Source organism: Brevibacterium sp. JSBI002 (assembly GCF_026013965.1).
Taxonomy (GTDB): Bacteria; Actinomycetota; Actinomycetes; order Actinomycetales; family Brevibacteriaceae; genus Brevibacterium.
Window position 1 is genome coordinate 2792124 of record NZ_CP110341.1, and the last position, 13050, is coordinate 2805173.

Here is a 13050-nt window from a genome sequence, read left to right on the forward strand (position 1 = left end):
GAGTGGCGTGTTCCGCTGCGTCGATTCATCGACAGCACAGCGCAGCGGCGAGCGCACGCACTGGCTCAGTCATCCTTCACTGAGCGCTCGAGTTGCCGTCGCTGTATCAAGTTATGCGACGAGCGGTCGGCGCTGAGGTGAGCGGTCGGCGTGGCCCCCCTATGGCTCAGCGGGCCACGGGGTTGGGCATAGTGCCCGCATAGAGGAGCGATCCGGCTTGGTTGCCGATGTCGACCATCTGCTTCGTGTTCTTCAGCTGCAGCCGGTTGAGGCACGAATGGGCGAAGTGTTCGCCACGCAGGTCCACGTCGCCGCTGACACCGTGCGCCGCATCCGGGTGTTCTGCTTCGTAGTCGTCTAGGGTCTCGGCGACGATCGCCCAGAACCTCTCGGCCGGCAGCAGTCCGTCGCCGTCGAGGATGCCCGACAGGTGCCGCAGGACCCCATCGAACATATCGGTGAACACCGACAGCGCCTTCTCCTCCCCCGGCACTACGGCGCGGATGCGTTCGACGTCGGCGGGCAGTTCGCGATGGCCGAGCACGGCGACCTCCTCACCGATGTCCTTCATGAATGCCCCTGTCACCACATGTTCGTCGAGAACGAGGATGAGGTTCTCCCCGTGCGGCATGAACACGAGATCGTGGGCGAGCAGCGCATGCACAAGTGGTTTCAGGTAGGCCCGCAGGTAGCTGCGCACCCATGCCCCGGAACCCAAGCCAGATGCGCTGATGAGCTCGCTGGCCAGCGACACCCCTTGGTGATCCCGGTGCAGCAGGGCTGCCATGGTGACGAGCTTCTGACCTGGTTCGATCTGCTCGACAGGGTTCTCCCGCCACAGGGCAGCCAGCATCTTCCGGTGTGGGTTCGTCTCCTTCGTCTGGTGGTAGACGTCCCCCGTGTAGCCGAGCGCGGCACGCTCCCGCAGCACTCGGAATCCCGCCTCGGCGAAGGTCGGGTCGGATCCGACCAAGCCAGCGACCCAGTCGTTGATAGCCGGGGTGTCACGCATGTACTTCGGCGACAGGCCACGCAGGAATCCCATGTTCTGCACGGCGAGCGCAACCTTCACATACGGAGCTCCGGCCCGCGAATGGTTGAAGAACGTCCGCAGGGACTGCTGCGCCTGGTGCTTGTCGAGTCCAACACCTAACGGCAGAAGATCACCTCGGGCGATATCCGCAGCGAAGGTGATCGGCAGCCGGTGGTCGGCCTGCCAGGGGTGGATCGGCATGAGGTGGAAGTCAGCCGGGTCCTGTCCGGCCGCCGGATCCGGGCGCCGAAGAGGTCCCGTTCGGCTTCGCTGAGCGCCTCACCGAGGTGGCTCTCCTCGTCGAGTCCATCGCCTAGGGAGAGATGGCTGAGTTCGCGCCTCACCGCTACCCATTCGATGCGGTTCAACTCGCCGTTCTCCGGTGCCCACTTGCGGAAGTCTCTGAGGCCGAAGCCGATGCGACCGTTGTTAGCGAGGAACCCCGGGTGCCCCTCGGTCATGGCCGCCTCGGTGGTCTGGAAATCCGCCTCGACGAGTGCACGTGCATCGGGTCTGCGTCCGACTCGAGCGTCTTCGAGTTTGAACGCGGCCCCGGCCAGGGTCGAGGCGAGTTCCTCGAGGTAGGTGGAGATGAGGTCCTCCGGGATGGAGAGTGCGTCTTGGAGTTCGACGACGAGTTCCTGCGCGTCGAGCGGAACCTCGGTACCGTCGCGCCACCGGGTGATGCTGGCCTCGCCGATGACCCAGTGCTCGAGCGGCAGCACGCGCGCGGTGAATGTGTACCGGCTGGCCCCGTCGATGCTCAGTTCCCAGGTTTGGCCTTCACCATTCGCCGAGGCGACTCCCCCATTCACATCGGCACTGCCGTTCGCGGCGGCTCGCTCGCCTTCGCCCACGTTCACCGGTCCGATGAGTCGTTCGTGGGCGAATTCGGACAGGGCTTTGGCGACGAGGTGGCGCTGCACGACGGCGAACGCATCCCCGTTGAGGTGGGCGTACGGTGCTGGTGGGGTTGCGAATGTCCGGACTGTGCGTGATTTGGTGGACCTCCGGTCACTGTCCGACTCGCCGGTCTCAGCCACGCGCGACTCCCGAGCACCGGCCGTGACGAACGGAGCCAGCGCGCTGGCCTCGAAATCCGAGCGAAGGCACACACTGACGAGCGCCGGTTTCTCGATCTCGCCCATCATGATGGTCGCCTCGGTGATGGGGGTGAAACCAGCAGCTCGGTTCTTCTCTATGATCGCGTCGTTCCTGGCATCGGGTTCGACGACGACACGTTCACCTCCGCGTCCTCCCTGGTCAACCGGCTTCAGGCAGAAGTCGATGACCTCCGCCATGATGCGGTCGGTGAGGCCATGCACGGCCGGTCCTGCCGGCGGTGCGACGAGCAGGTGCATCCCGATGTCGCCGGGCCCGGTGGCCAGAACGTTCTGCGGGATGAGGGTGTCCGGAGTGTAGGTCTCGACGTAGAAGCAGTCGGTGCCGTCGACGGAGCCAACCCAACCGGCGTCGTCCGCGGAGTCGCGAATGCCATCCAAGTAGGTCCGGACCTCGTTCTCGTCGAGGTCGGTCATCATCCAGTAGTGAGCGCGCGGGTGGGTCAGCCACTCGTGGATCCGGGCGGTGTCCCGGTCGACGTCGAGCGGACGGATGGTCACTGTCGCCGAGGCGGCCGTGAGCTTCACGTCCGAACCGCGGTCCGTGCGCATACAGGTGGCGTTCGCATCAACCGCAGAATCGGTCGGATCGGTTTCGTCCGCCTCGGTGGTGGTCAGGCTGGTGATGAGTTCGGTGGTCATGCGTGTGACATCTCCTTGGAGTCGTCGAGTGCGAGGGCGGCATCGGGCACGGCATCGGATTCGTCGGCCGGCACCCCGAAGGTCTGGAAGGCGATGGTCCGTTCGATCGGATAGGGTTCCCGGCCGGTCACTGCGGCCAGCACCACCGAGGCCCGCCACGGGCCGAAGCCGAGGTCAGGTGCGGTCACGCCGTGGGTGTGCTCTTCGCCGCCTAGGACGTGGATGGTTCCTTCGTCGTTGATCGTGTAGTGGCGGCTGACGTCGAGACGGCCTCGGGAGTCCAGTCGGATGTCGTCGCCGAGGGGGCTGAGGAAGTCGGGGACCTGCGATTTGTATCCGGTGGCGGCGACCACGGACCCGGATCTCCTGGTGAACGTCTTGTCCAGTGCCGTGTTGCGGAAGCCGAGCAGATATTCGCCGCTGATCGGATCGATCTCGGCGGTTTCGAGTTCGGCTTCGGAGACGAGGTTCGTTTGCAGCTGCCGCCCGCCGCGGCTGAGCCGGTAGAGAGTGTCGTGGATGTCGTCGACGAGGTCCGCGGAAATGCCCTTGTACAGCGTGCGCTGTTCCCGGCCGACGCGTTCGCGCAGCTCATCGGGCAGAGCCCGGAAGTGGTCGGTGTACTCCGGGGAGGTCATCTCAAGTGTGAGCTTCGTGTATTCCATCGGGAAGAACCGCGGCGACCGGGTCACCCAGTCCAGGCGCGCTCCGCGGTCTTCGGCGTCGTCGAGGAGGTCACGGTAGATCTCGGCGGCGGACTGGCCGCTGCCGATGATCGTGATCGCTCCGGAGTCGAGCAGCGCTTCCCGGTTCTCGAGATAGTCGGCGGTGTGGATGAGCGGGCCGGCGACGGGCAAGCCGACGGCACCGTCCCGGCCGGCAGCGGGCGAGTCGGCGGCTCCTCCCCCGAGCCCTTGCAGTGCAGGTGGCAGCACTGGCTGCGTTCCCACCCCGAGGACGAGATGCCGAGCCCGGTAGATCTCGGTCGTCAGGATCGAACCGGAGGCATCGACCACCTCGGCGAGGGCGGTGAACACATCGTCGTCCCTGGTCACGGACACGACGCGACGGTTCCATCGCAGCGTTTCCAGCTGGGCGGCGACCCACCGGCAGTATTCGTCGAATTCGGCGCGCAGGGGGTAGAACGATTCGCGGATGTAGAACGGGTAGAGCCGCTTGCGCTCCTTGAGGAAGTTGAGGAATGAGTACGGCGAGGTGGGGTCGGCCATGGTGACGAGGTCGGCCAGGAACGGCACCTGGATGGTCGAGCCTTCGATCATCATGCCCGGGTGCCAACGGAATTCGGGGCGCTGATCGAGGAAGATCGCGTCGACGTCGTCGAGCGGTTCCGACAGTGCGGCCAGGCCGAGTCCGAACGGTCCGATGCCGACGCCGAGGATGTCGTGGATGGGCGTGGAATCTGCGCTCATGCTGCGCCTCCTTCTGTCGCTGCATCCTCGAGCTCCCGGCCGGCGAGGATGCCGTGCCCGGTGGCACGGACGAGGTCGAGCACGGCGGTGACGTCGTCGATGCGGGTGTCGGGGTTGAGCAGGGTGAGTTTGAGCCACGGCGTGCCGTCGATGACGGTGCGGGCGATGGCGGCGCGGCCGGAGCGGAAGAGGACTCGGCGGATGAGCGGGACGAGTTCGTCGCAGGTGACCTGGTCCGCGGTCGCCGGGGTGAATCTGAAGAGCACCGTGGACAGGTCCGAGGCGCCGAGCACTTCGAAGTCCGCCTGGTCCTCGAGCAGCGCCCGGACGTCGGTCGCGAGGTCGCAGACGGCGTCGAGCATCGATCCGATCTCCCCTGCTCCGCGGGCGCGCAGCGTCGTCCAGAGCTTGAGCGCGTCGAAGCGGCGGGTGGTCTGCAGGGACTTGTCGACCTGGTTCGGTTCGGCGTCGGCTTCTTGCGCTTCGGCTTCGGGATTGAGGTAGTCGTGGTGGTGGATCGTCGGCGCGAACAGGCTCGCGTCCCTGGTGAGCAGGGCCGATGAGGACACGGGCTGGAAGAACGTCTTATGGAAGTCGATGGTCACCGAGGTGGCCCTGGAGATCCCGTCGAGCAGGTGGGCGCGTTGTGGGGCCCAGAGCAGTCCGCCGCCGTATGCGGCGTCGACGTGCAGCCACACGTTCGCTGATTCGCAGACCTCGGCGATGGTCTCGAGCGGGTCGATGACACCGAGGTCGGTGGTTCCGGCGGTGGCGACGACGGCCATGGGGATCTGGTCGTTCGCCTCGATCGCGAGCAGGCTGGCGTTGAGCGCTTCGGCATCCATGCGACCGGACCCGTCGGTCGGGACGGTCACGACCGCCTCGGCGTCGAGGCCGAGGAGGAACGCAGCGCGGGACACTGAGAAGTGGGCCTGGTCGGTGGCAAGGATCCGCAGCCGGGACAGCAGGTCGCGGCGGTTGGGCGCGCCCAGGTCAGGGCCGCCTCGGCGAGATTCGGCGTCATCGGCCTCAACGTGTCCCGCCGCCTCGGCGAGGACGTTTTCGCGGGCGAGGAACAGTGCCTGGAGGTTCGACTGGGTGCCTCCGGAGGTGAATATTCCATCGCCGCCGGCGAAGCCGAGGTGGGCGCAGGTCCAGTCGATGAGGCGGCGTTCCATGAGGGTGGCGACTTCGGATTGGTCGTAGGTGTCGACCGAGGTGTTGATGGCGGCGAGCATCGCTTCGGCGGCGACGGCGGGCACGGCGACGGGGCAGTTGAGGTGGGCGACGTAGCTGGGGTGGTGGAACCACACGGCATTGTCGGCGTAGAGGGCGTCGACTTCGCGCAGAGCTTCGGCGTTGCCGACGCCTGCGGTGTCGAGGTCGACAGCGTCGACGGCGGCCTGGAGTCCGGAGCGATCCTTCGCCGAGGCGGCGCGCTCAGTTGTGCGGAACCGTTCGCCGAGTGCGTCGACGACGTCGTGCATGAGCGATGTGTACTCGTCTGCGCTGTGGGCGCCGAGGAGGGCATCAGTGTGGGCGTCACGATCGCTGACGGTGCCAACGGCGTCCGGGTGGGGGATTTCGGGGGTCTGAAGGGGTGCTGAGGTGGGTGTCGCTTCGGTGTCGTAGAGCAGAGAAGTCGTCACTGTGAGGTTTCCTCCTTCGATGATGCGCACCGCGAAGCGCGGCTTGCATTAGGGAAACCTACCCTAAGTTATTGCGTTTCCGAAGAGCCTCCGGGCGGATCCGATGACTACGGAAGTAGACCCCTCACCAAGGCCGATGCCGCCGCTGCCCAGCGTTCGCACGGCAAGGCGGCCGTTCGCACTACGGGAGCATCGGCCGGAAAATGGGCGAGTGGCATTCGTCACATCGGGGTGTGTCATCTAGCATCGTGAGACCAAGTGCGGTCCAGTGACCGCGATTTGTTGGGTCGATCCACGGTGGTTTCAGACCGGAAAACACCGTGGATCGACCCATCAATTTCGTCAGGCGCTGCAGAGCCACTGCTTCCCGTTGAGCAGCCAGGAGTTCTCCCCACACCCTCAGCTGACCCCACACACAAAAAGCCGCAGCCTCCGCGCAAATGCGGAAACTGCGGCTTCCCACTGACCAGAGGCACACCGTCAGATGTGCCTGCCTACGTCACTTCACGACGTAGTTCGGGGCCTCGACGGTCATCTGGATATCGTGCGGGTGGCTTTCCTTCAGCCCTGCCGTGGTCAGGCGGACGAACTTGCCCTTGGCCTTGAGCTCGCCGACGGTGCGCGCGCCGACGTAGAACATCGTCTGGCGCAGGCCTCCGGTGAGTTGGTGGGCGACCTGCTTGAGGTGACCGCGGTAGGCGACTCGGCCTTCGATGCCCTCGGGGATGAGGTCGGTGTCGGTGGCGATATCGGCCTGGAAGTAGCGGTCCTTCGAATACGACTTGCCCTTGCGCGGGGCCATCGCGCCCAGTGAGCCCATGCCGCGGTAAGCCTTGTACTGCTTGCCGTTGACGAAGATGAGTTCGCCCGGCGACTCATTGCATCCGGCCAGCAGGGAGCCGAGCATGACGGTGTCGGCACCGGCGACCAGGGCCTTGCCGATGTCACCGGAGTACTGGAGTCCGCCATCGGCGATGACCGGAACTCCGGCAGCCTGAGCGGCCTGCGCGGCGAGGTGGACCGCCGTGACCTGCGGGACGCCGACACCGGCGACGACGCGGGTGGTGCAGATCGATCCGGGACCCACGCCGACCTTGACGGCGTCGACTCCGGCCTCGACGAGCGCCTGCGCGCCTTCCTTCGTAGCGACGTTTCCGCCGATGATCTGCACGGCGGAGAACGCCGGGTCGGACTTGATCTTCTTGATCATGTCCGTGACTCCGCGGGCGTGGCCGTTCGCGGTGTCGACGACGAGGACGTCGGCTCCCGCCTCGGCGAGCATTCCGGCACGTTCGTAGGCGTCGCCGTAGAATCCGACGGCGGCACCGACGCGCAGGCGACCTTCGTCGTCCTTGGTGGCCAGCGGGTATTCCTCGGTCTTGACGAAGTCCTTGACGGTGATGAGGCCCTGGATGACGTTGTTGTCGTCGACGAGGGGCAGCTTCTCGACCTTGTGTTCGGCGAGCAGCTCGAAGGCCTTCTCGGCGGCCACGCCGACGGGTGCGGTGACCAGCGGCATCTTCGTCATCGTCTCGGCGACGGTGCGTGTGGGGAATTCGCTGCGGGTGACGAAGCGCAGGTCGCGGTTGGTCACGATGCCGACGAGCACGTTGTTCTCATCGACGACGGGCAGTCCGGAGATGCGGTACTTTCCGCAGATCTCATCGAGCTCTTCCAGAGTCTTGTCCGGAGTGATCGTCAGCGGGTCGTTGATCATGCCCGATTCGGAGCGCTTGACGTAGTCGACCTGCTTCGCCTGATCCTCGGCGGAGAGGTTGCGGTGGATGATGCCCAGACCGCCGATGCGGGCCATGGCGATCGCCATCCGGGATTCGGTCACGGTGTCCATCGCTGCGGAGACGAGCGGGATGTTGAGCTCGATCTCCTTGGTCAGCCGGGAGGCGGTGGAGGCTTCGGAAGGGATGACATCGGTGTCGCCTGGCAGGAGGAGGACATCGTCATACGTGAGTCCCGTCAGCGAGAACGGATCGTTTGCGGCCTGTGATTCCTGCTCAGGGTTTCCCATGAAGACAGCCTTTCGACGCGAAGATACGGTGGCTCAATGCTATCGGAGCGAGAGAGTCGACCGCTATGGGTTCAAGCACCGGGCACTGTGAGACTGGCTACACAGGAAATGCTGTCGGATTCGCGCGGGAAACCCTAGCGCCCCTCCCCCACTGACCGTGCGAGGTCGAGGGTCGAGGCCTCGGAGTCGTCGAGGTGGATGCGCAGCAGTCCTTCGGCTCCCTGCCGGTCCCCGGATTTCATCTTCTCGAGGATGTCCCGGTGCGGGTTCGCCCAGTGCGAGTGGTATTTGCCGGGTTCGGGCGAGCGCGAGAACGTCGTCGACAGCCGGGCCATGAGGTTGAGGTAGAACTCGTCGAGCAGCGGTGACCCGAGGAGGCCGACGATCGCGCGGTGGAACGATGCCGAGTGTTCCTGCGCGTCGGCCCAGGTTTCGTTCTTCGGTGCGGTTTCGGCCCTGACCACGGAGGCTTCGACGGCGGCCATCGCCTCGTCGGTGGCGTCTTGGGATTCCTGGACGGCGCGGATCTCGAAGACCCGGCGGGCGCGGTAGAGGTCCTTGAGTTCGTCGATTCCGAAGGTGGAGACGAAGAAGCCCCGGTTGGGTTCCTGAGTGAGCAGCCCGGCGTGGCGAAGCAGGCTCAGCGATTCGCGGGCGGTGTTGCGCGAAACGTTGAATTCCTTGGCCAAGGCACCATCGCGGACCGGGCTTCCTGCCGGGTATTCACCGTCGGTGATGCGGGTGCGGACAAGGGCGACGATGGCCTCTGATGTGCATCCGGGGGCGTGTGGACTCATAACACCAGGCTACCGGGTTTCGCCTGGATCGGAGCTGACCGCGCCTGGATCGGAGCTGACTGCGGCGGGTTCGAGTTCGAGTCCGCTCTCGAATCGCCGGCTCAGCCCGTTCAGCGGATCATCGAAGGCGATCTCCGCGGCCAACAGCTGCAGCGGTGATGAGAAGTCGTAGGGGTCCGGGGCGAGGTCGACCGGGTATACCGGATCACCGAGGATGGGAAGCCCGAGCGCGTTCATGTGCACCCGCAGCTGGTGCGTCTTGCCCGTGACCGGACTCAGCTCGTATTCGGCAATCGCATCAATTCGCCGAGGTGGTGCTCCGTTTCCGTCCCCCGCCCGTTCGGACGGGGCACCGTCAGCTTCACCTCGCCGAGGTGGCGGCAAGGTATCCGTGTCACCTCGCGATGGCTGGCCGTCCGGTGGGGTGATGGTCCGAAGCAGTCGGATCCGACTGACCGCATTCGGCTCCCCTGCGACTTCGTGCACCTGGCGTCCGCCGACGGGTTTGACCAGGCGCGATTCGCGGACGAGCGGGAATCCGAGTTCTGGCGGCGGGGCCGGCGCCAGGGCACGGTAGGTTTTGCTGACTCGTCGGTCTTGGAACAGGCGCTGGTAACGGCCGCGCGTCTCGGGCCGTTTCGAAAGGACCAACAGTCCGGCGGTGATCCGGTCGAGGCGGTGGATGGCGACGAGATCGGGCTGGCCGAGGTCGACGCGCAGACGAGTGACGACGCATTCGCGGACGAATCGTCCGTTCGGGGTACTGGCGAGGAAGTGGGGTTTGTCGACGACGAGGAGGTCATCGTCCTCGAAGACGATCCCGACCTCAAACGGGATTCGCTCTTCGGGCGGGACCGGACGGTGGAAGAAGTAGAACCCGCCGGGAATGACCGGATCGTCCCAGGTCACCGGGAGCCCCGCCTCGTCGCACATGTCCCCATCTGTCAGCAGCGCCCGTCGGGAATCGGGGGCCGCCTCGGGGAATTCGGATTCGAGCCACTGACCGATCGAATCGGGAACGGGCAGGTGATTCTTCGCATGGGTGGCCTTGCCGCCGGGGGCGCGCAGCGCGGTCGCCGAGATTCCTTCTCGGGGCGGGAGCGGACTGCGGGGCATGGGGTCAAGTCTATGCGGTGCCATCTCCGTCCCAGTCTTTGCGGTGTCGTCTCCGTCCCAGTCTTTGCGGTGCCCTGTCGTCGTCGCGGTCGCGGAAGCATTGGCGTGGAACCGCACGAAGTCTGCCGCATACCGCAGATCCGCCGCGGTTTCCGCAAAACTCCGAGACGCCTTCGAACTCCCGACGACTGAGCACATATGGTGGGACACATGGACCGCATCGAACTCACGCAGGATGTCCTCTGCGAGAAGGTCGTCACTCCGATCGTTCTCGCGATGTTCGCCGATCACGAGTGGGACAGCATCGCGTTGCTTCGCGACAGCGACGATGAAAGGCGGCTCATTGCGCGGATCGTCGTCGCCGGGGAGGCTATTGAAGTCCTCCTCGACTTCCCCGGAAATGATGAGAGCCTCTATGACATGCAGGAGCGGCTGGTCGAGGAATTCCGGGCGTTCATCGAAACCTCTGAGTTCGGTGCGCGACGCACCCCTGAGTGGGAGGCCGATTCATTCGCCTTCGAGCACAAACCTGCTGTCGTCACCCGCACTCCGCGACCGGATTTCGACGGACCGCCGGACTGCGTTCAGCGTCGCCTGCGCAACCACGGAAGGGTCATGCGCGTCGACCGCCGCCGCTGCGTCTCCGCGCACCGCCGCAGCTGAACAACCGCTCCGCTGCACCCTGCCCCCACCGCACTCGGCTGCGCGCCGCAGGCCCCGCGTCGCGGCACAGTTTGAGTTGAATAGCCCAGTTTCAAACATGTGCTGCTCACCTCAGACTGGGCTGTTCGGCGCGCAGTCGCCCGCTCACGCCCGGTTGATGAGGAAGTCGATGTCGACTCCGTCCGGCAGGGCGCCGTATTCGCGGCCCCGGTCGGCACCGAGTCGGGCCGCGGCAAAACTGGCCGCCACCTCGTCCGGGGCGGATTCGAACAGGATCGCCGCCTGCATGAGCAGCGCCATCTTCTCCACGAGAGCTCGGCCTCTGGCCTGCAGCGACGCCTGTGCTGCCGCATCTCCGGAGCCCAGATCCTGCGCCGCGTCCTGCAATGACCGGGCCAGCGACTCGTAAGCCGCGTCGAAATCAGCGTGTTTGCCCAAACCGGTCTCGAGGAATCCGAGGAACGTCTTCGCACTCCGCGGCTCGCGAGCCAAGGCTCGCAGCACGTCGAGGACGATGACGTTGCCTGAGCCTTCCCACACCGCCATCACCGGCTGCTCCCGGTAGCGGCGGGCCAACGGGAAGGACTCTGTGTAGCCGTTGCCGCCGAGGCATTCGAGCGCCTCGTAGGCATGTTCGGGGCCGCGTTTGCAGATCCAATACTTGCCGACGGCCGTCGCCAGGCGGCGGAAGTCGGCCGCCTCGGCGCTGTCGTCATCATAGGCCGCGGCTAGGTGCAGCGCGGTGAAGGTGGCTGCCTCCGCCTCCAGTTGGAGGTCGGCGATGACGGCGCGCATGAGCGGCTGGTCGATGAGCCTGGCGCCGAAGGCCGCGCGCCCACGGGCGTGCCAGACCGCCTCGGCGACGCACTGGCGCATCCCCGCCGTGGAACCGAGGACGCAGTCGAGTCGAGTCTGAGCCACCATTTCGATGATCGTGCGCACCCCCTTGCCGGCCTGCCCGAGCAGCCACCCCTGGGTGGCGTCGAACTCGACTTCAGAGGAGGCGTTGGATCTGTTCCCCAGCTTGTCCTTGAGCCGCTGGATGCGCACCGAATTGAGGCCACCGCCGGGCAGCACACGAGGCACGACGAAGCAGCTCGGCCCCTCATCGAGTTGGGCGATGACGAGGAATGCGTCCGACTGCGGAGCCGAACAGAACCACTTGTGGCCGGTGATGAGGTAGTGGTCGCCGGACGGGACCGCAGTGGTGGTGTTCGCGCGGATGTCCGATCCGCCCTGCTTCTCCGTCATCGCCATGCCGAAGGTCACTGCGGACTTCGTCGCCGGGTCGACCCTCCGCGGATCGTACCCGGCGGCGGTGGCACGCGGCACCCAGAAATCGGCGAGAGCGGAGTCGGTGCGCAGGGACGGCACGACCGCGTGCGTCATCGACACGGGGCAGGCATGGCCGGGTTCGATCTGGGAGAAGAGCATGAACCGCGCGGCACGCTCGACGTTGGCTCCCGGCCCGGGATGAGTCCAGGCATACGAGTGCGCCTCCGCGTCGAGTGCATCGCCAATGATCCGGTGGTAGGCCGGGTGGAACTCGATCTCGTCGACGCGATTGCCCCAGTCGTCGTGACTGCGCAGCACCGGCCCGTGGACGTTGGCCAGGCGTGCATCGTTGATGAAGTCGGCGCTGCCGACGAGCGCCCCGATGCGCTCGAGCTCATCGTGCGAGGCACCCGGCGCATAGTGAGCGAGCGCGTCTTTCAGGGCCGTATTCAGCGAGAACTCGTTGAGATCTCGCCGAGGCGGCGCTTGGTTGAACACGGTGTGCGTCGTCCGTGGGACGGAGGGTTCCGACGCGGGTTCTGCGGAACGTGTGACTGCAGTGTTCGCGGTGGTGTCGGGCGTGGTGGTCATGGTTCTCCTAAAGCGGATCGGGTGAACGTGGTCAGTGCCCTGATGAGAGTCTCGATCTCCGCCGGGCTCGGATTCGGGGCGGTCGGGTCAAGGATGTCGACGAGGTTCTCTCCGACGCTTCCGACGATCGAACGGGCGACCACCTCGGCGGGGATCTGCGTGCCGCCCACCCGGTCCAGGGCTGCCCCGATGGCGGCGACATATCCGCGGCGCAGCCGCAGCCGTTCGCTCTGAACCGGTTCGGGAACCTCTTCGAGCAGCAGAGCGTGGGAGAGCCTGCGGCCAGCCACGGCGCGACGGACGAAGACCTCGACGGTCGACTCCGCGACCTCAGCGGCAGTGGCCGCCTCGGCGACGGTGCCGGCGATGACCTCCAGCTCGTGGCCTGCCGCCTGCGCGAAGACCAGCCGCAGCAGCTCGTCTCGGCTGCTGAAGTACGTGTAGATCGACCCGGCACTGCAATCGGCCTCGACGGCAACCGCGGCCACACTCGCCGAGGCGAATCCTCCGCGGGCAATGACATGTCGAGTGGCGCGTTCGATGCCGGCCCGACGCGCCTCGGCATTGGCCCGAGTGCGCTGGGTTTCGCGATACGCCATCCTCACCTCGGATCGTCAGAAGGTCTGTCACCGGCAGATGACCACCGAAGGGACACCAGCGGCGGACGGTCCCGGAAGTCATCGGCTTCTTCCACGTTTCATCACTGT

Annotated in this window: 10 protein-coding genes; 1 reads left to right on the forward strand and 9 read right to left on the reverse strand. The window is 65.9% G+C overall.

The window, feature by feature from the left end:
* Positions 1–166: 166 nt before the first annotated feature.
* The 7 genes from LJ362_RS16965 to LJ362_RS12725 form a co-directional block, all read right to left on the reverse strand.
* Entirely contained in the window at positions 167–1234 is a 1068-nt protein-coding gene (locus LJ362_RS16965; protein ID WP_320109124.1) for an IucA/IucC family protein, read from the reverse strand.
* Positions 1150–2796, reverse strand: a complete 1647-nt coding sequence (locus LJ362_RS16970; RefSeq protein WP_320109125.1) for a GNAT family N-acetyltransferase — start codon at positions 2794–2796, stop codon at positions 1150–1152. Before LJ362_RS16970 ends, LJ362_RS16965 begins: the two co-directional genes overlap by 85 nt.
* Positions 2793–4226 carry a lysine N(6)-hydroxylase/L-ornithine N(5)-oxygenase family protein gene (locus LJ362_RS12705; protein WP_264799417.1) on the reverse strand — a complete coding sequence of 478 codons (1434 nt, stop codon included), beginning with the start codon at positions 4224–4226 and terminating at the stop codon, positions 2793–2795. Before LJ362_RS12705 ends, LJ362_RS16970 begins: the two co-directional genes overlap by 4 nt.
* On the reverse strand, positions 4223–5875 hold the full coding sequence (locus LJ362_RS12710; protein WP_413774211.1) for a pyridoxal phosphate-dependent decarboxylase family protein: 1653 nt from the start codon (positions 5873–5875) through the stop codon (positions 4223–4225). The genes LJ362_RS12705 and LJ362_RS12710 overlap by 4 nt, the downstream gene beginning before the upstream one ends.
* Positions 5876–6374: 499 nt before the next feature.
* Positions 6375–7901: an IMP dehydrogenase gene (gene guaB / locus LJ362_RS12715; RefSeq protein ID WP_264799418.1), complete on the reverse strand. Its 1527-nt coding sequence runs from the start codon at positions 7899–7901 to the stop codon at positions 6375–6377.
* A gap of 134 nt (positions 7902–8035) precedes the next feature.
* The gene (locus LJ362_RS12720) at positions 8036–8698 is read right to left on the reverse strand and encodes a GntR family transcriptional regulator (RefSeq protein ID WP_025776861.1); all 663 of its coding nucleotides are present in this window, start codon (positions 8696–8698) and stop codon (positions 8036–8038) included.
* 9 nt (positions 8699–8707) lie between these two features.
* Positions 8708–9814 carry a pseudouridine synthase gene (locus LJ362_RS12725; protein ID WP_264799420.1) on the reverse strand — a complete coding sequence of 369 codons (1107 nt, stop codon included), beginning with the start codon at positions 9812–9814 and terminating at the stop codon, positions 8708–8710.
* Positions 9815–10024: 210 nt separating this feature from the next.
* Between LJ362_RS12725 and LJ362_RS12730 the strand changes: the two genes are divergently transcribed.
* A complete protein-coding gene (locus tag LJ362_RS12730; RefSeq protein ID WP_264799421.1) occupies positions 10025–10477 on the forward strand; it encodes a hypothetical protein in 453 nt (150 codons plus the stop codon).
* A gap of 144 nt (positions 10478–10621) precedes the next feature.
* On the opposite strand, the gene LJ362_RS12735 is transcribed toward LJ362_RS12730, so the two are convergent.
* Positions 10622–12343: an acyl-CoA dehydrogenase family protein gene (locus LJ362_RS12735; protein ID WP_264799422.1), complete on the reverse strand. Its 1722-nt coding sequence runs from the start codon at positions 12341–12343 to the stop codon at positions 10622–10624.
* Positions 12340–12942 (reverse strand): TetR/AcrR family transcriptional regulator, encoded by a 603-nt coding sequence (locus LJ362_RS12740; protein ID WP_264799423.1) that lies wholly within the window; start codon positions 12940–12942, stop codon positions 12340–12342. The genes LJ362_RS12735 and LJ362_RS12740 overlap by 4 nt, the downstream gene beginning before the upstream one ends.
* Between the last annotated feature and the right edge of the window lie 108 nt (positions 12943–13050).